Source organism: Streptomyces chlorus (assembly GCF_042655885.1).
GTDB classification, from domain to species: Bacteria; Actinomycetota; Actinomycetes; order Streptomycetales; family Streptomycetaceae; genus Streptomyces; species Streptomyces chlorus.
Genome location: NZ_JBHSOA010000015.1, coordinates 37,938 through 61,121, shown reverse-complemented (window position 1 = coordinate 61,121; position 23,184 = coordinate 37,938). Strand labels below are relative to the sequence as shown.

At 73.0% G+C, this 23,184-nt stretch carries 11 protein-coding genes and 1 pseudogene; 6 read left to right on the top strand and 6 right to left on the bottom strand.

Annotated features, from left to right (window positions below):
* Positions 1-180: 180 nt before the first annotated feature.
* The 3 genes from ACFPZI_RS09335 to ACFPZI_RS09325 all read right to left on the bottom strand — a co-directional run bounded on the left by ACFPZI_RS09335 (position 181) and on the right by ACFPZI_RS09325 (position 5,590).
* Positions 181-1,521, bottom strand: a complete 1,341-nt coding sequence (locus tag ACFPZI_RS09335) for a cytochrome P450 (protein WP_381360754.1) — start codon at positions 1,519-1,521, stop codon at positions 181-183.
* 170 nt (positions 1,522-1,691) lie between these two features.
* The gene (locus ACFPZI_RS09330; RefSeq protein WP_381360751.1) at positions 1,692-2,141 is read right to left on the bottom strand and encodes a hypothetical protein; all 450 of its coding nucleotides are present in this window, start codon (positions 2,139-2,141) and stop codon (positions 1,692-1,694) included.
* Positions 2,142-2,305: 164 nt separating this feature from the next.
* On the bottom strand, positions 2,306-5,590 hold the full coding sequence (locus ACFPZI_RS09325) for a family 78 glycoside hydrolase catalytic domain (protein ID WP_381360748.1): 3,285 nt from the start codon (positions 5,588-5,590) through the stop codon (positions 2,306-2,308).
* Between the two features lie 294 nt (positions 5,591-5,884).
* Between ACFPZI_RS09325 and ACFPZI_RS09320 the strand changes: the two genes are divergently transcribed.
* The gene (locus ACFPZI_RS09320) at positions 5,885-6,322 is read left to right on the top strand and encodes a hypothetical protein (RefSeq protein ID WP_381360745.1); all 438 of its coding nucleotides are present in this window, start codon (positions 5,885-5,887) and stop codon (positions 6,320-6,322) included.
* 181 nt (positions 6,323-6,503) lie between these two features.
* On the opposite strand, the gene ACFPZI_RS09315 is transcribed toward ACFPZI_RS09320, so the two are convergent.
* Positions 6,504-6,767, bottom strand: a complete 264-nt coding sequence (locus ACFPZI_RS09315; protein WP_381360742.1) for a hypothetical protein — start codon at positions 6,765-6,767, stop codon at positions 6,504-6,506.
* Here ACFPZI_RS09315 and ACFPZI_RS09310 point away from each other — a divergent pair.
* Positions 6,757-6,996 (top strand): hypothetical protein, encoded by a 240-nt coding sequence (locus ACFPZI_RS09310; protein ID WP_381360739.1) that lies wholly within the window; start codon positions 6,757-6,759, stop codon positions 6,994-6,996. The two genes, ACFPZI_RS09315 and ACFPZI_RS09310, sit on opposite strands and share 11 nt — an antisense overlap.
* A gap of 89 nt (positions 6,997-7,085) precedes the next feature.
* Here ACFPZI_RS09310 and ACFPZI_RS09305 read toward each other — a convergent pair whose 3' ends face one another.
* The gene (locus ACFPZI_RS09305) at positions 7,086-7,508 is read right to left on the bottom strand and encodes a DUF350 domain-containing protein (RefSeq protein WP_381360736.1); all 423 of its coding nucleotides are present in this window, start codon (positions 7,506-7,508) and stop codon (positions 7,086-7,088) included.
* 250 nt (positions 7,509-7,758) lie between these two features.
* On the opposite strand from ACFPZI_RS09305, the gene ACFPZI_RS09300 reads away from it, so the two are divergent.
* The 4 genes and pseudogenes from ACFPZI_RS09300 (at position 7,759) to ACFPZI_RS09285 (ending at position 10,562) form a co-directional block, all read left to right on the top strand.
* Positions 7,759-9,018 (top strand): ricin-type beta-trefoil lectin domain protein, encoded by a 1,260-nt coding sequence (locus ACFPZI_RS09300; protein WP_381360733.1) that lies wholly within the window; start codon positions 7,759-7,761, stop codon positions 9,016-9,018.
* A gap of 65 nt (positions 9,019-9,083) precedes the next feature.
* Positions 9,084-9,548, top strand: coding sequence for a hypothetical protein (locus ACFPZI_RS09295; protein WP_381360730.1), 465 nt, complete (start codon positions 9,084-9,086; stop codon positions 9,546-9,548).
* A 160-nt stretch (positions 9,549-9,708) separates the two neighbouring features.
* Positions 9,709-9,831, top strand: a pseudogene (locus ACFPZI_RS09290) (DinB family protein); the annotation flags it as partial.
* Between the two features lie 152 nt (positions 9,832-9,983).
* Entirely contained in the window at positions 9,984-10,562 is a 579-nt protein-coding gene (locus tag ACFPZI_RS09285; protein ID WP_381360728.1) for a tellurite resistance TerB family protein, read from the top strand.
* An 82-nt stretch (positions 10,563-10,644) separates the two neighbouring features.
* On the opposite strand, the gene ACFPZI_RS09280 is transcribed toward ACFPZI_RS09285, so the two are convergent.
* The gene (locus ACFPZI_RS09280) at positions 10,645-23,154 is read right to left on the bottom strand and encodes an amino acid adenylation domain-containing protein (RefSeq protein ID WP_381360725.1); all 12,510 of its coding nucleotides are present in this window, start codon (positions 23,152-23,154) and stop codon (positions 10,645-10,647) included.
* Positions 23,155-23,184 lie beyond the last annotated feature (30 nt).

The window sequence follows — 23,184 nt, the reverse complement described above, 5'->3', positions numbered from 1 at the left end:
TGTCGGACGACCCGGCCCCACGGCCCCGCCGGGGCAGCGCAACCGGGTGACCCCTCCAGGTTCGCGCGACCTGCGCGAGCCCGCATCCGGTCACGTGCCGACGAGGGGGTGTGGCTGCCCGGCCACGCCCCCTGGGCGGGGCCGCCACCGGTCTGCTGGTCCGGTGGCGCCGGAACGAGGTCAGCCGTTGCGGGGCTGCACGGTCATGACCAGCCTGCGAGGGCGGACGGTGGCACGGGCCACCGGCTCGACGACCTGACCGGGGGACAGGGTCAGCCGGATCCTGCGCAGGATCGTCGCGAGGGCGGTGACCAGTTCGGTGAGGGCGAAACGGTCGCCGATGCACTTGTGCTTGCCCGCGCCGAACGGGAGGAAGCCCGGCGGCGGACTGCTGTCCAGCCACCGGTCCGGGATGAAGGCCGATGGATCGGGGAACAGCTCGGGATCGCGGTGGAGGGCATGCTGGCAGTAGGCGAGTTCGGTGCCGGGAGGCAGGGTCCACCGGCCGAGGCGGGTCTCGGTGACCGTACGCCGGGTGACGAGCCAGCCGGTGTGGTGCAGCCGCAGCGTCTCGGTGATGACGCGGTTGAGGAAGGGCAGCCGGGGCAGATCCTCGAAGGTCACCGCTTTCCCACCGAGAACCTCGTCGAGTTCGCCCAGTACCCGCTCCTCGACATCGGGACGGCGGGCGAGTTCGTACAGCGCCCAGGAGAGCACCGACGCCGTCGTCTCCGTACCGGCCACGGCCAGCGTCAGGATCTCCGAGGAGATCTGATGGCTCGTCAGCGGCTGTCCGGTCTCCTCGTCCTGGGCTCGCAGCAGCAGGGACAGCATGTCCCCGGTGTCGCGTCCTGAGGCCTGCAGTTCACCGACCGCCGTGTCGATGGTGGCGCGCACGGCGGCGCGTGCCCGGTCGAAGCGACGGTTGACGGGCAGCGGCAGACGTTCGGCCCAGTCGGGCAGCATGACGCGGGACCCGACCCCGTTCATCACGACCGACAGATCACGGCGGAGCCGACGGAAGGTCCGCTCGTCCAGGCTGCCGGAGAAGACGGTCTTGGCCAGCATGTCCAGAGACAGTTTGACCATCGCCTCGCGTACGTCGAGGGCTTGGCCGGGGCGCCAGCCGTCGGTGGCGCCGGACGCCTCCTCGCGCATGATGTCGACGTACCCGGCGATCTCGTTGTGGGTGAACGCCGGTTGCAGCTGGCGCCGTTTGCGGACATGGGTCTGCCCCGCGGCGGTGACGACGGAGTCGCCCAGCAACTGGCCCATCTTTTCGAAGAATCTGCCCTTGTCGAGGCTCGGGCCGAGTTCGATGAGCATGGTGCGGATCAGGGCCGGGTCCTGGACGACGACCGTCCGTGTCCCGGGCTGCAGGGTGATCTCGACGAGTGGGCCGTAGGCGGCGCGGAGCGAGGCGATGAATCCCAGGTTGTCACGCATGAGGTGGACCGCGTGGCCGAGAACCGGAAGTGATCCGGAGGCCCTGGGTATGGGGGGAGGGGCGGAGAGCGTCACGTGGGGGTGCTCCCTTCACGGTGGTGTCCGGCGCGTTGATCACTTCCCTCCTGCGAGGGGTGGCTAACCGGACACACCGCGTGTCGTGCACCATGTGCCCCGTGCGAACCGCCCGCCCGCCCGTCCCGGTGAGGCCGGTGACGGGCGGGCGGGAGCGGCGTCCCCGGAGCTCAGCCGGCGTACACCCTGCCCTCCTTCACCACGTAGTGGACCGGGTCGGAGCAGCCGATGGACGGAGTGACCAGCAGGCTGACCGTGAGGGGTGCGGGCTCCGTGCTCGCTGTCGAGAACTGACAGACGGCGCCCGTACCGGTGAGCGGATACCAGAACCAGCCGTCCACGTCGCCGACGGTCACACGGTCCGACTCCTTCCAGACGCCGTCGGACCGCGTGTACACCTGCAGGCGCACGGACGCGGCGTACCTGTCCTCGGCCGAGCGGAGCGCGGTCAGGGTGATCCGGTAGTCGGCGCCGAGGACGGACGACGCGATCTGCCGCTGCTGCGGCGCGGCGGGCTCCGCGTTCGACGCCCCGGCGCCGGCGGCACCGAGAGCCGCCGCCATCAGGACGGTGAGCGCCGCGGCGGCGCCACGACGGGTGCGAGAACGAACCGGGCTCATGTGGTTCATGCTGCTCCCCCGTGGGAACGCGTGCGAGTCGAAAGGACATGGAAAGCCGAACCGTGCGAATACCTCCCGTTCCGGGAGGTTCCATGAGGTTCACTGAGGAAGACACCCGGAACGGCCTTGGAGTTGTACGGCGGGACGCGGCCGTCCTCGCCGCACTACGCCCGCCCGGTGAACTCCCAACTCCCGTGCGGTACCCGGAAGATCACGAACCCTGGCTCCGTACGGAGATACCGCGCCCCCGTCGGTACCGTGACCTGGGACCGCCCGTCCGCCGGTACGTGCACCTCGGCGGCCGACCCCACGGGGACCCGCACCGCCAGCCGCAGCCGGCTGTCGATCCGGGACCACGACACCGCGGCCGGCCCGCGCACCGTCCGCATCGTGGTGCGCGCCCAGTCCACACCCGTACGCGCGTCGGGCCGCACCACGAAGGTGCCGTAGCCCGCGTCGCCCGGCCGCAGGCCGGCCACGTTCTCGTAGAGCCACTGGGCGACCGTGCCCTGGAAGTAGTGGTCGCGGGAACGGGAGTCGGCCGGCCACATCTCCCACATGGTGTCGGCGCCCTGCGCGTGCCAGTACCCCCAGCTCGGGTACGTCCGCCGGGTCGCGACGGCGTGGGCCACGTCCGGGCGCCCGTGGGCGCACAGCACCCGCAACAGCACGCTGGTGCCCAGTGCCCCGGTGTTCAGATGGTTGCCCCGCTCCTCGATGTCCCGCACCAGGCTGTCGACGACGGTGGCGCGGGCCCCGGCCGGCACCATCCCGAAGGCCAGGGGCACGGCGTTGGACGTCTGCCGGTAGCCGGGGTCCTTCGCCGTGCGGTAGTACCCCTCGGGCCCGAGGAAGGCGGCGTTCAAGGCGTCCCGCAGATTCCCGGCGGCCTCGCGGTAGCGGCCCGCGGTCCCCCTCTCGCTCAGCAGTTCGCCCAGTTCCGCGGTGTGCAGCAGGGCGCGGTACAGGTATGCGGTCGCGGTGAGCCGGGTGTCCTCGGGGGGATTCCCGCCGTAGCCGGGCGGCAGATAGTCGCCCAGCGCGGTGACCGCCAGACCGTCCCGCAGCCGGGCCAGCTCCCAGTCCAGGTAGCGCACCAGCGCGTCCCAGTGCGCGCGGGCGGCCCGTTCGTCGCCGTACACGCGGTACATCTCGCGCACCACGAACGGGTAGACCGTGGTCCACTCGGGGGAGGGCCCCAGATCGCCGTAACCCCAGCCGCCGCTCGGCACGATCACCGGCAGCTGCCCCTCCCCGGTCTGGCTGTCCGCCAGGTCGCCGAGCCACTTGGACAGGAACCGGTGCACCCCGAAGGCGTAGGCCATGACGGGCGCCCCGAGCTGTGCGTCGCCGGTCCAGCCGTTCTTCTCGTACATGGGCGTGTCGGTCGGGATGCCGTGCAGATTGTTGAGCACGGTCCGGCGCATGGCCTTGTCCAGCCATTCGTAGAACGGCTCGGAGCAGGCGAAGGAACTCACCTCCTCGACGGGCGTGTGCACCAGCCGGCCGAGCACCTGGCCGGCGGAGGGACGCGCGGGCAATCCGGTGATCTGCACATAGCGGAAGCCCTTGTACGAGAACGAGGGCTCCCAGACCTCTTCGTCGCCGCCCGCGCAGATGTACTCGTCGGTCTGGAACCGGCCGGGGACATGGCCCGTCTCGGCGTGCACACTGCCGTCCTCCTTCAGTTTCTCGCCGTGCGTCAGGCTCACCAGGTCGCCCTCGGCGGCCCCACGCACGGTCAGGCGGGTCCAGCCCGCCATGGTGCGGCCCATGTCGACCACGTACACCCCGGGACGCGGTTCGCCGACTGCCGTGGGACGCACGGTGTCGACGATCTCGATGGGGTCGTGCGGCTGGGCGCGCAGCCGCCCGGCCGGTGCCTCCTGGATCCGGGCGGCGCGCCAGCCGCTGTCGTCGAAGCCTGGCCGGGTCCACCCGTCGGGGACCAGGCGGGCGTCGAAGGTCTCCCCGGCATAGAGGGAGTTGGAGCGGGTCGGTCCCTCGGCCAGCCGCCAGTCGTCGCCGGAGACGACCGTTGTGCGGGAGCCGTCCGGGTGGTCCACCTCCAGTTGCGCCAGGAGCCGCGGCTCGCCGTGCCAGGGCGGGCGGTGCCAGTTCCAGACATTGGGGGTCGTCATGCCGAAGAAGCCGCGCCCGAGGGCGACCCCCAGGGCGTTCTCGCCGCGTTCCAGCAACGTGGTCACGTCGTGCACGGCGTACAGGACGGTCCGGTCGTAGTCGGTGAACCCAGGGTCGAGGACCTGGCGTCCGACCTTGTGCCCGTTGATCTCCGCCTCGTAGTAGGCGAGTCCGCTGAGGTACAGCCTCGCCCGGGAGATCTTCTTGCGGACCGTGAAGGCGCGGCGGAGCAGCGGGGCGGGCAGCTCGGGCGTCGCCATGGTCACTCCCGTGCCCCAAGGGCCCTGGCCGTAGGGCGCGAGGACGGTCGCGGACGCCCAGCTGCCGTCGTCGAAGTCCGGTCGCTGCCAGCCCTGTTGCTCGGTCTCGGAGGTGCGCCAGCGGGCGTCGGTGGCCAGTTCGTGGTGCTGTCCGTCCGCCGTGTCGACGAGCAGCCGGATCAGCAGGCCGCCCGGGTTGACAAAGGCCCCGCCGCGGTTGGTGGCGAGCGCGGCCAGTGCGACGCCCCCGGCCTGGGCACCCGCTCCCGGCGCCGTGGTCGCCGCCGTGCGGACGAGTCCGGTCACGTCCGCGGTTCTCCCGGTGCGCCAGCTGTCCGTCTGCTGCGGGGCGTGCAGGACCTGCTCACCGCCGAGGTACAGGGTGAAGTCGTCGTCGGCGGTGGCGACCACCGTGGCCCGCTCCACCTCCGTGCCCGCGGGCAGGGCCAGTCGGCCCCTGAACCACCGAGGGCCCTCGGGCGCGTCGGAGGAGGTGGCATCCGGCGACCAGATCCACGCGGCACCCTCGAACGAGGGCGGCTGAGGCGGTGCGTCGGCCCCGATCCAGCGGGCCTTCCACCCGTCCGGCGACAACGTTGTCTCCCACCAGCGCGGCTCGCTCCAGCGTGCCGCGCGCCCCTTCGCGTCCCACACCCGTACCCGCCAGAAGTAGCGGGTGCGAGGACTGAGCGCGGGGCCGTCGTAGGAGACACCGACGGTGCGGTCCGACGTGACCTTCCCGGAGTCCCAGACCATTCGGTCGTCCCAGCGGGCCCGGTCGCGGACCACCTGGATCCGGTAGGCGCTCTGGTGCGCGTCGCGCCCGGGGGCAGTCAGCTCCCAGGAGAGGCGGGGCTGTTCCGTATCCGTGCCGAGCAGTGTCTCGGCGTACTCCACGGTGGTGCGCACGACGCGCAGTCCGCCGGAGTCCGGTGGGGGAGCCGCCGGTGCCGCGGCCGCCGGTAGGGCGGTGCCCCATGCGGTCACGCCCGCTCCCGCGGCCGCTGTCCCCTGCAGAAAGACCCTGCGCTTCCATCCCTCGGCCATGATGTGCGTCCTCCGCTCGCCGTGCCCGGTGATTGAAACGATTCACACCCGTTCTTCAGTGATCCTATGGACCCGGCGCGAGGCGCGGCAAGGGGCGTGACAGGGATTGGGGAGAGGCGAAGAACGGCCACGAGTGACGAAGAACGGCCAAGTGTGGCGAGGAAATTCCGTCATCCGGTCGCCAATGACGGGTTAATGTCAGTGTCAAGGAGCAGAATGATCATTGAGAGAGATCAACACCGGCGCCGCGCTGGGTACACGGTCTCGAGACCCGGCTCCGGAAAGGCCCCAGCGATGCTCTTCACCGTCAACCAGACCCAGGACCGTCCGCGAGCGGGGCGGATGGCCACCGGGCTCCGGGCAGCCCCCGCGCCGTCGTGCGCCGCGGTCGGCACCGCCGGCGTCGACGTGCTGCGCATCATCTCCGACCCGCGCACCCCCAGTTTTGTCACGGTGTACGCGAACGGCCGCCGCAGGTACAGCTACTGGCGGCCGCTCGACTCGACCACGGGCCAGGGCGGCTGCTACGCGGCCCTGCCCACCACCGACTGCGACGCGCTGCACGCGGCGGGGAAGATCGAGCTCGGGGACCCGGTGGTGGACCCGAACCGGACGACGTACCGGGTCAGCGCCTCCTCCACCCGGGTCGGTCCGCCCTCCCGGGCCCTGGCCGCGCCGATCCGCCCGGTGCAGGAGCGCCCCCGTCTGGTCCGGGCCGCCCGCGTCGCCTGAACCGGCCGCGGGGCGCACTTGGCGTACTGCGAGGGGAGTGGGAGACGCGGCGCGGGGGAAGGGTGATCCTCGAAGGCCGGGCACACGGTGCGCGGAAGCAGGGATGCACGGGGGGCACCATGAGCGGCGCCAGGACGGCACGCCGGGAAGGGGTGGCGCGCAGGCGACGGGCAGTGGTGAGTCAGGCGCTCACCTTGCTCGCTGTCGTCGCGTCGGCCGGCTGCGGCGGCGCGGAGGATGCGGGCACGACAACCTCGCACGACGCACACGCGTCGGCGTCCCGGTCCGCCGGTGGCACCGCTCCGGCGAAGCCGTCGGTGTCGGCTGCGGACGGGCGTGACCCGGCCGCCTGTGCGGACGGAGACTGCGAGATCGCGGTGTCCGGACCGGTGACGATCCGGTTCGACGGGCCGCTCGGCAGCACCACCTTGTCCGTGTCCGACATCGGCCCGGACAGGATCGAGTACGAGGTGAAGTCCGGCGACGGCCGGTCCGCGGGCGGGGCCGAAGGCCGCGGCCAGGGCTGCCGCACCGTGCTCCGGGCAGGCGGCTTCGGCACCTCGTGCGGTGGCATCGACGACGACAGTCCACTCGGCGCCCGGCCCGGCACCGTAATCGTCCAGGTGGCGCCGGGGGAGAACGGCACAGCCCTCCTCCACATCGTGTCGGACTGACGGCTCGTCAAGGCTCGTCGGCACTCGGCACGCTTCCCGCCGCTGATACCCGCCCAGGGCTCGGACGGGAAGCCGTCAGGTGCCCGGTGTCAGGCGATGGACGCCGAAACGACCGCGGACACGGCGAGGTTGCAGGAGGCTGTCACCCAGACCGCGGGGTGTGGCTCCGGGTCGACCAGGGTGCTGCCCAGACGGCCCGGCGTGATGAGGTCCACCACCAGGAACGCCACGGCCATCATGACCAGCCCCAGCAGCCCGAACGCGGCGGTCGACACCAGCCCCTTGCCGAAGTCCTCGTACGTCGTCCAGATGGACGTGAACACGATTCCGCCGATGCCGAGCAGCGCGGAGCTGAGCACCAGGGCGGCGTTGCGGTTGCGCTCCTCCCAGATCTGCCGGCCGAGCTTCCCGGGCGTCAGCAGGTCGACCAGGACGATGCCGAGCACCAGCAGGACCAGACCGAGTGCGCCGTAGGCGGTGGCCCGGCCGAGTCCGTTGACGATGTCGCTCATGGGATTGCCGGCTCCATAGCGTGAAGGATCGTGAGTGATCGCGGTCAAAGGCGAGCAAAATGTAGCGCACCCGTTCGAGGCTCCGGTGGGTGACGGGTGAACGGCTGTGAACCGCTGGTCCGTACCAGGGTATTGACGCCTTCTTATCTCATGACTTGAATCAAGGGGCGACGCATCTACCCCCCATCTACCCCCCACAACCTCGGTCGGCGCGCCCGGAGATACGGGCCGCCGTACGGAAGGGAGAGTCATGTCCTCTCCACGCACGCTGCGCAGATGGCTGACCGCAGCTCTGTCCGTGGCTCTGGTCGCCTCCGCCGCCGTCGGGACCGCCCGGGCGGAGCCGACGGACACCAGCACCGCCTCCGCGTCGGCAGACGGTGCCGCGGCCGCCGCCGTGACGTTCTCGGACACCTTCGACGGGCCCGCCGGGACGGCGGCCGACTCCTCGAAGTGGCAGATCGAGACCGGCGACAACGTCAACAACCATGAACGGCAGTACTACACGTCCGGCAACAAGAACGCCGCCCTGGACGGCCAGGGCCACCTGGTGATCACGGCCCGCAAGGAGAACCCGGCCAACTACCAGTGCTGGTACGGCACATGCCAGTACACCTCGGCCCGTCTGAACACCGCGGGGAAGTTCACCGCGCAATACGGGCACATCGAGGCACGGATGAAGGTCCCGCGCGGGCAGGGCATGTGGCCCGCCTTCTGGATGCTGGGCACACCGGTCAACTGGCCGGGCTCGGGCGAGATCGACATCATGGAGAACGTCGGCTTCGAGCCCTCCACCGTCCACGGCACCATCCACGGTCCCGGCTACTCCGGTTCGGGTGGCATCGGCGCCGGCTACACCCTGCCCGGAGGTCAGGCCTTCGCGGACGGCTTCCACACCTTCGCCGTCGACTGGGCGCCCGACTCGATCACCTGGTCCGTGGACGGCAACGTCTACCAGACACGCACCCCCGCCGACCTCGGCGGGCGGTCCTGGGTGTTCAACAAGTCGTTCTTCCTCATCCTGAACCTGGCGGTGGGCGGCTACTGGCCCGGCGACCCCGACGGCTCCACCGTCCTCCCGCAGCAACTCGTCGTGGACCACGTCTCGGTGACCACCGGGAACTCGGCGCCGGGCGCCGTTATCAGGGGCCTGGCCGGAAAGTGCGTCGACGTCGCCGGGGCGAACCCCGCCAACGGGACCCCCGTACAGCTCTACGACTGCAACAACAGCTCCGCCCAGCAATGGACCGTGGGCTCCGACGGCACGCTCCGCGCGCTCGGCAAGTGCCTGGACGCCACCGGCAACGGCACCGCGGACGGTACGCCCGTCCAACTGTGGGACTGCACCGGCGGACCCAACCAGAAGTGGACGGTCACCGGGGCACGCGACATCGTCAACCCCCAGGCCGACAAGTGCCTCGACGTGACCGGCAACAACGCGGCCAATGCCACCCGGCTCCAGATCTGGACCTGCACGGGCGCCGCGAACCAGAAGTGGACCGTGGGCTGATTTCCGACCGGCTCCGGCGGGACCGCGACCCCGGTTGCGGTCCCGCCGACGGCTACGCTCGCCGGATGCGTACTCCCCGCTCGGCCTCGGGCTGGACCATGGCCGTCTTCGGAGCACTCGCCGCCGCTCTGGGGGCGGTGGGTCTGATCGCGCCGGCCGCGCAGTTGTCCCTGCTCGGTCTCGCGGCCCCGGACGTGCGGGGGAGCGGCGACCTCACGCCGGCCTTCGTGACGGCGTCCTCGATGGCGGCGCTCAACATGGGCGTGTACTACGTCCTGGCGGCGCTCGCCGACTGGCGGGCCTTCTTCCGGTGGACCGTGCCGTTCAGGCTGCTGACGTGCACGGTGTTCACGGTTGCCGTGATCAGCGGGCGGGCGCCCGAGGCCTTCATCGGCGTCGCGGTGTGGGAGGGGCTCGGTGCGGTCGCGACCGGTGCGGCGCTCCGGTACGAACGGCGCGCCGCCGCCGCGGCCGGTCCCTCCGGCGATGCCCCGGTGGCACCGGGGACCCCGGACAGCGCCGGAGCCTGATGCCGGGCCGGGCCGGGGCAGGCCCGGCCCGCGGGACGTGCCCGGTGCGTCCGTGCCCGCGAGGAAAAGCGGGCGCGGGCACGGAGCCGGTGTGCCAGGCTGACGGGCGGGCGATCGGGCGGCGATCGGGCCGCTGCGGCCGCGTCGTCGGGCCCGGAACCCCCACGGCAGTGACGCGGAAGAGCCGTTCATCGACATCGTGTGGTGGGTCGACCAGGAAGTGCTGCACCACGGGGCCGGGATCGCCCTGATCCGCGACCTCCCCCGCGCGCGACCCGTGTGACTCGGCATCATGACAGCATGACGATAGTTTTTTGCCTTTCTTTTACCATCGGGGAACATGGCCGCGACGACGTCCGTTGACCAGGCGGACCGCACCATCCGGGACTGACGACCGGTACCGGAAAGACAGCAACAGAAGCCGAGGTGGCACCAGTGGCGATGTGGGACCGGGTCAAGGACCAGGCCAAGGCGCTCCAGCAGTCCCAGGGCGCGAGGTCGGGAGGAGGACAGCACGGGAACCCCGGACCGGGACAGTCCGGCGGTCGTGCCCGCGGCTCGTCCTCAGGCGGCTCCAAGGCCCAGCTGATGGGGCTGTTGAAGTCGCAGCTGGCATCTGCGAAGGCAGAGCTCAAGAGCGGCGCCTACCGGGACGCGAGCATGGCGATGTGCGCGCTGGTCGCGGCCGCCGACGGGTACGTCGAGCCGGCGGAGCGGCAGCGCGTGGAGGAGCTGATCGTCTCCAACGAGGTCCTGCAGAACTTCCCGCCGGACCAGCTCCGCAAGCGGTTCAACGAGCACGTGGACCAGCTCGTGGCCAACTTCGAGGTGGGCAAGGCGCGGGCGCTGCAGGACATCGCCAAGGCGTCGAAGAAGCCGGTCGAGGCACGCGCGGTGGTCCAGACCGGCATGGTCGTCGCCGGGGCCGACGGCACCTTCGAGGCATCCGAGCAGCACGCCATCCGCGAGGCCTGCGCGGCCCTGGGCATCTCGCCGACGGAGTTCGGGGTCTGAGGGCCCCTCGGACCGCTCCCGCCGCTTGCCCCGGAGTAGGGCAAGCAGCGGGAGCGGTGGTGGGAGCCGCCTCGGCCTGCGGTCAGTTCCCTGTCGTCACCCCGCCCGCCGTAGCGGCGTCCACGGTGTGGCCGAGCAGGTGCAGGGGGGCGGCCGACACCCCGGCCCGTTCCACCGCGTCCCAGTAGGTCAGGGCCACCCCGGCGTCCACCAGGCCGTGCACCAGCGGCAGTTCGTGACCGGCGGCGTGGAGCAGGGACTCGGACCGGCAGGAGGCCAGGGTGCCCTCGAGCCAGGGCTGGGCGAGATAGCCGGCCGCCGCCGTGTCCGGCAGGTCCCCGGCGACCTCCCGGTCGGTGCGGCCGACGTGCAGCAGCCCGCCACCCAGCACCAGTACGTCCTTTTGCTCCCGCATGCGGGAGAGGGCCCGCTCGGTGTCGAAGCAGTGCGGGAAGGAGTCGTCGACCACGATGGCTCCGGGCCGGAGCCGGCCGACATCGAGCACCGCGGCGGCGCCGCTCACCGCCGTCACCAGAAGGTCCGCACCGTGGACCGCCTCCGGCAGCACCCGCTCCGACTCCACGACCTCGAACCCGGCCGCACCGACCAGTTCCCGCTCCTGCAACCGCCGTCCCAGGGCGGTCAGCCGAGACCCGCTGCCCCGCACGTCGCACAGGAGCAGCCGCCGGGGAGGCCGGGCGGCCAGGAACAGCAACAGCTCCAGTGAGGAGGCACCGATCGAACCCAGACCGGCGAACGCCACGTCGAGATCCGAGAGGTCCCGGCCGGTGGCCTCCAGTGCCGCGTGCACCGTTTTCACCACGGACACGACCGTTGCCGCGTGCCCCGTCGTCACGGACGCCGGATGGCGCCCGGACCGCAGCACGTCGAAGCCGTAGCCGGTCAGCGACGGAATCATCCCCGCCAGGGACACACATCGCGCACCCCGGGCGGCGGCGAGCGACACCGCACGGGCGATGTGCTCCACCAGCCCGGTGTCCGTCGCGAGTTCGTCGGCGAACAGCGGGAGGGAGACGAAGCCGGACCGGCCCAGCGGCGTACTCACCGTCTCCACCAGGCGCGGGGCGCCGTCGGGGAACAGCATGGCGCGCACCTCGTCCCGGGGCAGCGTCGACGCGGGCAGACCCGCCAGGCGCGCCAGATGCTCCGGCGCGGGCAGGTAGCCGATCAGGGCCGCGTCCATCGTGTCCCGCGGCCCGGGCCCACTCGTCCCGGACCGTTGGGTGGCGGGCCGGTGTGCCAGGGGACCGTCCGTTCCCGGCCGGCCCGTTCCCGGCCGGCCCGGCAGGCCGCTGTCACCCACCGCGGCCCGTTCGAGACGTCGGCGCAGTGAGCCGGTGAAACGGTCGAGTGCGCCTGGTGCGAACGCCGGGCTCGCGCCCCGGACCGTCACCCGCAGCCCGTCCCCGTCGGGCCGCACCGCCATGAACACGTCCGTCGTGGACGACGGCGGCAGGAACGTACTGTCTCCTGCCTCCCACGACAACCGCGGAGTGCCGCCGTCCGCGGGCGCCAGCGCGGAGAAGTCGAGGAAGGTGAAGAAGAACTGAGAGGTCGGGGGAAGCCCGTCGGCACGCCGTGGGACCACGTCCTCGTGGGCGCGTGCCTCCTCGGCTTCGGCTGCCATGCGACGCAGGGCGCAGTCGAAGTCCCGCCCGTCGGTGGCGTTGGTGCCGGTCGGGTCGGCGGGGGCGGGCCGGACAGGGACGGCCGAGGCGAACGGGCCGAAGATCCGGTGCGCGTCGGGCAGTGCGTTGTCCCGGCCGCTCACCGCCAGTCCCACGATCAGATCGGGCCGGCCGGTCAGCGCCGTGAGTTCCTGGTGGTAGGCGGTCAGCAGGGGCGCGTACAGGGTGGTTCGCGCGTGGGACGCGAGTGCGCGCAATGCCGCTGTCGGGGAGGCGCCGAGCGTGAACTCCGAGGAGTCGAACCGGACACCGCCGGTGGCGGCCCCGGCACGGTCCGTCGCGCCGCTGTCGCCGACCACCGCCGTGGGACGCAGCACCGGCGGCCGGTACGGCGCGCACACCCGGGCCCGGCGTTCTGCCGCGGCCGCCCCGGCGACGCCGGTCCCGTGGCCGGTCTCCGCCGACCACCGGACATGGTCACGGAAGTCGCTGCGCAGCGGCGCGAGGAGGGGTGCGGTGCTGCTGCCGCCTGCCCATCGGTCGTACACCTCGGTCAGTTCCTGCATGAGCAGCGCCGCGCTGTAGCCGTCGCCGATGACGTGATGGGCGTGCACCAGCAGGATGTGCTCCTGTGGAGCGAGGCTGAGCACCTGAAGGCGTACCAGCGGCCAGGCCCAGGTCTCGAGGCGCCGTTTTGCCTCGGCCGTGGCCCGTTCGTCCACCTCCGCGGCGGACGCGACCGTCTCGAAGACGACCGGCAGACGCAGCGACGGAGGCAGTTCCTGCTGGACGGGCGGACGGGCACCGGCGGGAAAGACGGTGCGGAGCATGCCGTGCCGCTCCACCAGCAGGTCGACCGCCGCCTGGAAGACGTCGGGGTCCAGCGGTCCGGACAGCCGAATCCGCGCCAGCCAGGTCCCGCCGCCCGGTGTGAGAGCCTCCGCGAGCAGGAACCCGCGCTGGCCGGATGTGACGGGGAACGGGGATGTCCGGTCGTCACCGGCCCGGTCGTCACCGGCCGGAAGGGACCGTACGGCCGGGGGCGCGGAGACGGAGGCCGAGGCTGCGGTGGCGGAGCGCGGCTCCGGTTGTGCCGCGGCGGCGTCGATGGCCGCGGACAGTGCCGCGAGCGTGCGATGACGGTAGACCACCGTCGGCCGGGGCAGCGGCACTGAGTACTCCGCGAGCCGGGCGAACACGCGCAGGACGAGCAGCGAGTCCCCACCCAGGTCGAAGAAGTCGTCCTCCCGGCGGACCGATTCCACCTGGAGCAGGTCCGACCAGACCGCTGCCACGCGTCGTTCGGTCGTCGTGGCCGGCGGGGAAGCCCCGTCGTCGTCCGGCGCCGCCGGACCGGACCGGGAGGACGGGCCTGCCAGCGCCAGGCGGTCGACCTTGCCGGTGCCCGTGAGGGGCAGCGCGTCGACGCACGTGATCCGGGCCGGGATCATGTACGACGGCAGAACGCCGGCCAGATGGCGGCGGACCTCCCGGGTGTCGGGCCGGCCGGCCGGGGACCGGAGGGTGATGAAGGCGAGCAACTGCCCCTCGTGTGCCGTCACCACCGCCCGCGCGACCCCGGGATACTCCTGGAGCGCCGCCTCGATCTCTCCCGGCTCCACCCGGTTCCCGCGGATCTTCACCTGGTCGTCGACCCGGCCGAGGAACTCCACGGTGCCGTCGGCCGACCGGCGGACCCGGTCCCCGCTGCGGTACCAGCGCCGGCCCGCCCGCACGGTGAACGCCCGTGCGGTCAGCTCCGGTTCACCCAGGTAGCCGGGGGTCAGACCGATGCCGGCGATGAGCAGCTCCCCCGGTTCGTCCGGTTCGCAGGCGGTCCCGTCGGTGCGGACCACTTCCAGGTCCGTACCGGCCACGGGGCGTCCGATCGGCACCTGCCGCACCTCGTCGCCGGGACGGGCGTCGAGGATCTGGCAGGTGGCGTTGACGGTCGTCTCGGTCGGCCCGTACAGGTTGGCGATCCGCGCGCCGTTCCCGAACAGGTCGAACCAGCGGCGCACATGGTCCACGGGCAGTGCCTCCCCGCCGACATGCACCCACCGCAGCGCCGTCAGATCAGGCAGCCCCGCCCCTCTCCGTGCCTTTTCCTCAGCGGCCGACAGCAACTGCTCCCACAGCGTGGGCACCGAGCTCCACACGGTGACCCGCGCGCGCTCGACCCGAGTGAGCAGCAGCTCGGGATCCCGCAACAGGCCACGCGGCACGGTCACGACGGTGCCACCGACCAGGAGCGGCGCGAGCACCTGGCGTACCGAGGCGTCGAAGCAGGGCGACGCGGTCTGCGCGAGGCGGTCGCCGGGACCGTAGCCGAAGGTGGCGACCGCCCAGCCGAGATAGTTCTCCATCGCCCGGTGAGTGATCGGCACCGCCTTCGGGCGTCCCGTGGAACCGGAGGTGAAGATGACATACGCGATCGCCTCGGCGTCGGACGACGAGGCAGGAGCGGCCGCGGTCGCAGGTGCGGTCACGCCGGCCTCGGTGTCCGCGTCCGACGGGCTGTCGTCGACGACGGGCACTGCCCGTACGGCCGTCAGAGCGTCGACGGTGTGCCGGGTGGCGGCGTGGCACACCACGGTGGTCGCGCCGGTGCGGGCCAGTTGGCCGGCCAGCCGTGCGGTGGGGTGCTCCGGGTCGAGCGGGACCCAGCCTGCCCCGGCGCGCAGGATGCCCACGACACCGACGACGGTGTCGGCGCCCGGCTCGGTGAGCAGTCCGACCAGATCACCGGGGCGTACGCCGCGGGCGTGCAGGCGTGCGGCGAGCCGAGCGGAGGCATGGTCGAGCGCCCCGTACGTGAGCGAAGCATCCGCGGTGTCCACGGCGTCCGCAGCATCCACGGCGATCGCGCCGGGTGTCGCCCGGAACCGGTCGATCAGTCGCGCGACCAGCGGGACGCTCCCGTCGTCCCGCACGGACGAAGACGGCACCACGGGGGCGGGCGCAGGGGCAGAGCCGGTGTCCGGCGACGGCTGCGACGACCGCGATGTGCACAGCGCGGCCAGTTCGGCGCGGAACTCCCGGTCCAGACGTGCCACGGTGGCCCGCCGGAACAGCGGCTCCGGATAGTTCCACGACAACCGCAGCTGCGGACCGTCCGCCCAGCACAGCAGACTCAGCCGGGTCGCGGCCGACCCGGTGCCGGCCGCGGTCGCCCGCACCTCCACCGGACAGTCGGCGGCCGGCTCCGCCGGGAAGCGGGCGAAGCTGAAGCCCGCCGGACTCACCGTGCGGTCGCCGAAACCGGTACCGGAACCGGCACGTGCGGCGGTATCGGCACCGGGACGCGCGCCGGGCAGCAGCGCGGCCAGGTCCAGGCTGCTCAGCCCGGCGTGTCGCTCGCTCTGCAGCCATATCCCGCGCAAGCGCTCCGCCAGGGCGACAACCGTCTCGTCGTCCGCCGTCCCACAGAGCAGGGGAAGGGTGTCGGCGAGTGGACCGACCAGCCGTTCCACACCGTCGAAGCGGTCCTCGCGACGCGCCCTGGCCACGTTCACGGCCACGTCCCGGCGCCCCGACCAGCGTGCCAGACAGCGCACATACGTGGCGAGCAGCAGGTGGAACAGGGAGACACCCCGCGCGGCGGCCAGTTGTTCCAGGCCGGTGGTGAGATCCGCGCCGAGCTCGCCGTAGTACTGCACGATCGGGCCGGACAGGTCGGAGGCCGAGGCGTCGGGGCCGTTGTCGTAGGGCAGCCGGAGGGGTTCGCCGCGCGTGGCGAGCCGCTCGGCCCAGTACTGACGGTCGGCGTGCCGCTCGGCGGATCCGGAGGGCGGCAGGCTCGACGCATACCGTGCGAAGTCCGGTGCGGGAAGTGCCTGCCGCGGACGCCGTCCGTGGTACAGATCGGTGTACGTGTGGCACAGCTCCTCGGCGAGAACGTTCAAGCTGTAGCCGTCCGCCGCCGCGTGGTGCGCCACCAGCACCAGATGGGCGAGCCCTGGATCCTGGCGGAGCAGCACGGCCCGGACGGGCGGCAGCGCCGCCAGGTCGAACGGCCGGTTGCACACGGCCGTCTCGGCATCGGCCACCTCGTCGGCGGCGCAGTCGCGCACCTCGAACCAGTCCCGCAGCGGCACCGGAGGCACCACACGCTGCGCGGGCAGCCCGTCCGGGGCGTCCACCCGCAGCCGGAGCATGCCATGCCGTTCGGCCAGCGCCGCCAGCGCCCGGCCCAGCAGCCCGGTGTCGAGCGGACCCCGCACGGACAGCCGCAGATGACCCCGCGCCGGGAGGTCCGGATGCAGCCGGCTGCTGGTGTACAGCGCCAGTTGTACGGGGGTCAGGGCGAACGCCCGTCCGTCGTCGCTTCCGGCCCCGGGCCCATGACCCGGCCCGTCTCCGAGCCCGCTCCCCGCACCCGCCCCCTGGTCCGTCGCGGCCGTCCGGGACAGCACACCGGTGCGACCCTCCAGGTCCAGGTGGGCGGAGAGTTCACGCACCGTCCGGTGTTCGAAGAAGAGTGTGGTGGGCAGCTGCCGCCCGAGCTTCCGCTCCAGTCGCTTGACGAGGTCGACGGCGCCCAGTGAGTCCAGCCCGAGCCGCAGGAACGGTGTGTCGTCGTCGACGCCCGAGGCCGGGATACCGAGCGACTGGGCCAGCAGTTCCCGCAGGACGACAGCGGTGCCGGACGACACCGAGGGCCGGTGCCGGTCGGTGCCGGCCGGTCCGGCGGCATCCTCCACGCCGGTGGGCCGCACCGGACGCGGCGGGGCGGCGGCCGGCTGTGCCCCGGGCGCCAGATCGGCGACGACCAGCTGCGTCGCGCCGGTGGCGCACGCCGCTCGCAGCGCGGCCAGCGCGGGCGCGGTCGCCAGGGGCCGGCCCCCGCCGCCCGCACCGGCGGCGAGGACCCCGACGCCGTCGAGTGCCCCGGCGCCCGCGGCGACCGCGAGGCCCGTCTCGGCGAACGGACCCAGGTTCACCGACAGCCAGGGCCGGCCCGCCAGGCACTCGGCTCCGGCGAAGGAGTCGAGGAAGGCGTTCGCCGCGGCGTAGGCGCCCAGCGCACCCGCCAGGCCGTGCAGCACCGACGACACCGAGGAGAACGCGACGCACACCCCCGGACGCTGCCCATGCCGGTGCAGTGCCCCGGCCAGCAGCACCGTGCCGAGAGTCTTCACCCTCAGCGCCTCCACGGTCTCCGGCATGTCCGTCCCGCGCAGGCTGCCGGGCCGTACGACACCGGCCGCGTGGAACACGGCATCCAGCGGCGGCAGTTCGCCCACGAGCCGCTCCACGTCGCCGGGTACCGTGAGGTCGGCCACGACGTAGCGTGCCTCGGCACCGAGACCGGCGAGCTCCTTCAACAGGCCCGCGGGCGGGTGCGGCGAACGTCCCGCCAGCACCAGGACCGGCCGGCCCCGGCCCGCCAGGTCCCGGGCCAGTGCGGACCCGACGCCTCCGGCGCCGCCCGTGAGCAGAAACGTACCGTCGGCTGGCAGCCGCTCCGGGTGGTCCGGCCCGCCCGGTTCTCCCACCGCGCCCGGCCCTTCCCCTGCTTTTGGCACGACGGAACGCACGAGGCGCTGTCCGGCCCGCCAGGCGATCGCTCCCGTCGCCTGCGGCACCGTCAACTCGGCGGCCAGGGAACGCAGCCACCCTTCGTCGTCGGAATTTTTGGGAAGGCCGTGGGACGAGAGGTCCACCCAGTTCGCGACCGCGCCGGCCGACTCCTCCGGTACGGCCAGAGCCAGACCACCCAGGACCGCCTGCGCCGGCACCGGCTGCTCCACGCCGTGCCCGGTGACGTGCGCGTCCTCGGTCACGACCAGCAGGCGGCGGGCCCCGGTCCGGTCCAGCAACGCGAGGGCGTCCTGGAACGCGGCGACCGCCTGCCGCAGCTCCGCGTCGAGGCCGCCCGCCGGGTTCACGGGGTCCGGCGCGTCCCGCCGGACCTGACGGCCGAGGAGGAGCACGGCCTGTGGACGGACGTCACCGCGGTCGGCCGTGACCGCCCGTACGCCGAGGGCCGCGAACCCGTCCGCCATCCGGCGTACCGCCGAGGCGTCCGCTCCGGTCACCAGCACCGGGCCGGGAAGGCCGGTACCGGGAAGGCCGGCAAGGGGGAGGCCGTCGCCGGACAGGGGGGCGGGCCGCCACTCGACGCGGTGCAGCAGTCCGCGCGCATCGGGCTCGGGCCAGTACCTGCGCCGCTGGTACGGGTACGGCGGCAGCGGCACCCTGCGGCTGCCCGCGTCGAGCGCCGTACGGTCGAGGGGCACCCCGCGCACCCACAGCCGCGCCACCGTCTCCATCAACTCCCGGGCCCCGCCCGGCGCTTCTTTGCCGTCGAACGGTGCTGCGGGGGCGGGCACCACAAGGGCGCCGGGCGCTGCGCCGTCGGCCCGGCGCCCGGCGGCCACCGCACGGATCGGACCCGCGAGGTTCTCACCCGCCCCGAGTTCCACGAACGTGTCGTAGTCCTCGTCCAGCAGACGCTCCACGGCCCGGCCGAACAGCACCGGCCGCAAGGCGTGTTCCCGCAGGTGGTCCGGATCCATCCGGGGCTGCCACTCGGCGGTGAGCGTACTCATCACCGCGAGTTCGGGAACCGACACCGTCAGCCTGCGCGCCGCGACGCTCAAGGCGTGCGCGACCGGCTCCATCAGGGGCGAGTGGAAGGCGCGCGGCACCCGCAGCGGACGGACCGTCGCGCCATGCGCGGTGAGCCGCTCCGACGCCCGCCGGACCGCGGCCGGGGAACCGGACAGCACCAGCCGACCGGGGCCGTTGTACGCCGCCACCGCGAGGTCGCCCGGAGACGCGGCCACCAGCGACTCCACCTCGTCTTCCTCGGCGCCCCGTACCGCCGCCATGGCACCCGGTGCGGTCGACCCGCCCATGAGCCGCCCCCGTTCCGCCGCGAACAGCACCGCGTCGGACAGCGACAGCATGCCGCCGACGCAGGCAGCCGCCAGTTCGCCGACGCTGTGCCCGATCAGTGCGTCGGGCCGCACCCCCCAGGCAGTCAACTGCCGGGCGAGCGCGACACCGTGTGCCACCAGCAGCGGCTGCGCCACCTCGGTCGCGGCGAGCGCGTCGCCGTCGACGTCGCCGTCCACGCACCAGGCCGTCAACTCCCGCCCGTGCACGGCCCCCACCAGCCCCGACGCCTCGTCCAGCGTCGCGCGGTACACGGGTGCCGTGGCGTACAACTCCCGCCCCTGCCCCGGCCGCAGACCGCCCTGACCGGGGAACACGTAGACGGTCCGGGGCCGGTGCGTCACCGTCCCGGCGACCGCACCCGGCACGGGCGAGCCGTCGGCGGCGCGTACCGAGGCGAGCCGTTCGCGCAGGTCGCCGACGGCCACGACGGCGAGACGGTGCGGCCGTTCGTCGCGTGCGGCGCCCGCCGCCAGACAGACGTCACCCTCCTCGAACTCCGGGTGGTCGCCCAGACGGTCCGAGAGACGCGCCGTCCACGCGTCGAGCCCGGCCGCGCTGCCCGCCGACAGGGTGAGCAGGCTCGGGCCGCGACCGTTCCGGTCCCCCGCCCGGCCGTCCCCGCGCGGCGCATCCGCCGTTCGCGGTGGTGCCTGCTCCAGGACGGCGTGCGCGTTGGTGCCGCCGAAGCCGAAGGCGTTGATTCCCGCCCTGCGCGGCCCGGACGACTCCCAGGCCGTCACCTCCGTCACCAGGACGAACCCCGACCGCTCGACGGCGGGCGAGACCGGTGTGTGATGCAGCGAGGCCGGGAGGCGCCCGTGCCCGAGGGCCAGGACCACCTTCACGAGCGAGGGAAGTGCCGCCGCGTTCAGCAGATGTCCGATGTTGGTCTTCACCGAGCCGAGCAGCCGGGGACGGCCGTCCGGGCGGGCCGGGAAGGCATGGGCGAGGGACCGCAGTTCGATCGGATCGCCGACGGCCGTACCCGTACCGTGGGCCTCGACGTACGAGACCGACGCCGGGTCGACCCCGCACTGCTCGTAGGCACGGCCGATCACCTCGCGCTGGCGCAGCGGGTTGGGTGCCATCAGGCTCAGCGACGTACCGTCGTTGTTGACGGCGGTGCCGCGTACGACGGCCAGGACCTCGTCGTCGTCCCGCTGGGCCTCGTCGAGCCGCCGCAGAACGAGGACCGCGCCGCCCTCGCCGGGCACGAATCCGTCGGCCGACGTGCTGAAGGCACGGCTGCGCCCGGTCGGCGACAGGGCCTTGGCCGCCTCCAGGGCCTGGTGCGCCGACGCGGTGAGATGCAGGTTGACCCCGCCCACGACCGCCACGTCGCACTCGCCGTCCGCGAGACTGCGCCGGGCCAGATGCAGCGCCACCAGGCCCGAGGAACACGCGGTGTCCACAGCGAGCGCCGGGCCGTCCAGGTCGAGGCAGTGTGCCAGCCGTGCGGCGACCAGGTTGGGGAGATTGCCGGTCAGGGCCGTAGCGGTCGGCGGCGTGCCGGCGGTGTCCGCGTCCGCCAGGAGCTGCCGGTAGCCGCTGTCACCGACGACGGCGAAGACCCCGGTCCGCAGGGCCCGGCGACGGGGTCCGGCGTACCCGGCGCGTTCCAACGCCTCGTGGGCGAGCTCGAGGAAGACGCGCGCCTGCGGGTCCAGCGCGCGCGCCTCCTCGTCGCCGATGCCGAAGTGGCCGGCGTCGAAGGCGGCGGGGTCGTCCAGGAACGCCCCCCATCGTCCGGTCGCCTCGAACCCTCTGGAACCACCCGTGTGCCGGCGGTCCGTGTCCCAGCGGCTCGGGGGCACCGCGGACACGGTGTCGCGGCCGGCGGTGAGCAGGTCCCAGAACTCCTCCGGCGTGTCGGCCCCCGGGAACCGGCAGGCCAGCCCCACCACGGCGGTCGCGGACGTCCCGCCCGCAGTGGACGCGGCCTTCTGCCCGCCCGTTTCTGCGCCGTCCGTTTCTGCGCCGTCCGTCGAAGTGCCGCCCGCCCGTGCGCCGTCCGCCTCGACGACGTCCATGAGATGGTCGGTGAGCGTGGCGACCGTGTCGTTGCGCATCACCGCCGGACCCAGCGAGACACCGAGGGAACGTTCCAGCGCGGCGAGCGCCTCCATGGCCCGCAGCGAGGTGCCGCCCAGTTCGGCGAACCGGTCCCGGTCCCCGAACGACGCCTCGGACAGCCCCAGGACCGTGGCCCACACCTCACGCACCACACGACGCACGTCCCCACGCGAACGGGGCACCACACCCCGGCTCCCGGACGACGACGGCCGCTGAGGCCGTTCCACCGGATCACCCGCCACCGCACCGGAGTCGGTCACGGCACCCGAGTCCGCCACGGCACTCGAGCGAGTCACCGCACCCGAGCCCGCCACGGCACCCGAGCGAGCCGACGGCCGGTACCCGTCCGCCTCGAACCGGGACCGCATCCGCTGCCGCTGCACCTTGCCGCTCGTCGTCCGGGGGAACGCGGACGGCGGCAGCGCGAACACCCGCACGTCGTCGTGGCCCAGCGCCGCGCGGACCCGCCGCGCGACCCGGTCCAGCACCTCGGACGCGGTACGCGGCGGTCGCGCCCAGGCGACGAACACCACCACCCGCTCCCCACCGGTCACCGGATCGGTCGACCCGACCACCACCGTCGTCCCGGCCGGCACCCCCGATGTGCCGGACGCCACCTCCTCCAGGTCCGGGGCGTGGAACGTACGGCCGTTGACGAACAGGACGTCCTTGAACCGGCCACTGACACACAGCCGGCCGTCCCGGAGGAAGCCCAGGTCGCCGGTGCGCAGCCACCCGTCGGTGAAGGATTGCGCTGTCACCTCCGGCAGGCCGTGGTAGCCGCGTGCGATCTGCGGACCGCTCACCTCGATGTGCCCCACCCGCCGGTCGCCCAGCGGCCGGCCCGCTTCGTCGGTGATCTGCACCGAGCAGCCGGGCACCGGCACCCCGACGTCCATCAGCTCCACCAACTCCGCCGCGTCACCACCGGGCTCCCACTCCACCACGCGGCCCTGGCCGAGGGCGGCACGTTCCACGGCCACCGGCACGGCCACCTCGCCCAGCGGCGGGAACGCCACGGCCAGCGTCGCCTCGGCCAGCCCGTACACGGGTGTCGCCGCCCGCGGATCCAGCCCCGAGGCCCGGGTCCTGGCGGCGAAGTCCCGCCAGACCGTCGCCGATATCGGTTCGGCCCCCACCGTGATCAACCGGACCGAGCTCAGGTCCAGCGCGGCGAACACCTCCTCGGGAACCCGGCGGAGGGTCAGCGCCAGCGCGAAGTTGGCGGCCGAGAGGACGGTGCCCCGATGCGCGGCGGCCACGTCGAACCACAGGCGGGGATTCTTCGCGAACGACAGGGGGCCGATCTTCACCTGCTTGGCCCGCGCGGCCAGCGGCGCCAGATGCGTGCCGATGAGCCCCATGTCGTGGAAGTACGGCATCCAGCTGACCACCACGTCGTGCTCCGTGAGGGCGGAGGCCTCGGTCAGCTGCCGCAGGTTCGCCAGCACGGCCGCGTGGGTCAGCTCCACGCCCTTGGGCGCCCCCGTGCTGCCGGACGAGAACTGCAGGAAGGCCAGTCCGTCCGGATCCGGTGCGGCGGGGGAATCCAGCGGCGGGCCCTCGCGCAGCGCGTCCAGCCGCAGGACCCGGGCCCCGACCGGGAGTTCGCCGGCCACCGGCGCACAGGCCGTGTCCACCACGACCGGGGGACGGCCGAGGTGCTCCCACACCGGCCGGACCCGCCGCACGTCGGGCGCGAGCGGCACCGGCACCAGACCGGCCGCGAGTGCGCCCCAGAACATGGGCTGGAAGTCCGCACTGTGCTCCGCGAGCACCGGAACGCAGGTGCCCGGCGCGACGCCCGCGGCACAAAGACCGCCCGCGACGCGCAGTGACTCGGCCACGAGCTCCCGGAAGGTGACGGCCGTCTCGCCGCCGTCGCCCCGGACATGGACGATCAGTTGGTCGGGGGACTGGTGGGCGGCGTCCAGCAGGACGTCCAGCAGGGTCGCGGTGTTCATGGGTCCGTTCGTTCGTGGTGAGTCTGAAGC

Excerpts from the sequence above, each read along its gene's own strand:
- ACFPZI_RS09330 (WP_381360751.1), bottom strand. The coding sequence starts at position 2,141 with ATGAGCCCGGTTCGTTCTCGCACCCGTCGTGGCGCCGCCGCGGCGCTC.
- ACFPZI_RS09325 (WP_381360748.1), bottom strand. The coding sequence starts at position 5,590 with ATGGCCGAGGGATGGAAGCGCAGGGTCTTTCTGCAGGGGACAGCGGCC.
- ACFPZI_RS09320 (WP_381360745.1), top strand. The coding sequence starts at position 5,885 with ATGCTCTTCACCGTCAACCAGACCCAGGACCGTCCGCGAGCGGGGCGG.
- ACFPZI_RS09315 (WP_381360742.1), bottom strand. The coding sequence starts at position 6,767 with ATGTCGGACACGGACAAGGTGGTGCTGCCGAGCGGCCCGTCGAACCGG.
- ACFPZI_RS09305 (WP_381360736.1), bottom strand. The coding sequence starts at position 7,508 with ATGAGCGACATCGTCAACGGACTCGGCCGGGCCACCGCCTACGGCGCA.
- ACFPZI_RS09300 (WP_381360733.1), top strand. The coding sequence starts at position 7,759 with ATGTCCTCTCCACGCACGCTGCGCAGATGGCTGACCGCAGCTCTGTCC.
- ACFPZI_RS09295 (WP_381360730.1), top strand. The coding sequence starts at position 9,084 with ATGCGTACTCCCCGCTCGGCCTCGGGCTGGACCATGGCCGTCTTCGGA.
- ACFPZI_RS09280 (WP_381360725.1), bottom strand. The coding sequence starts at position 23,154 with ATGAACACCGCGACCCTGCTGGACGTCCTGCTGGACGCCGCCCACCAG.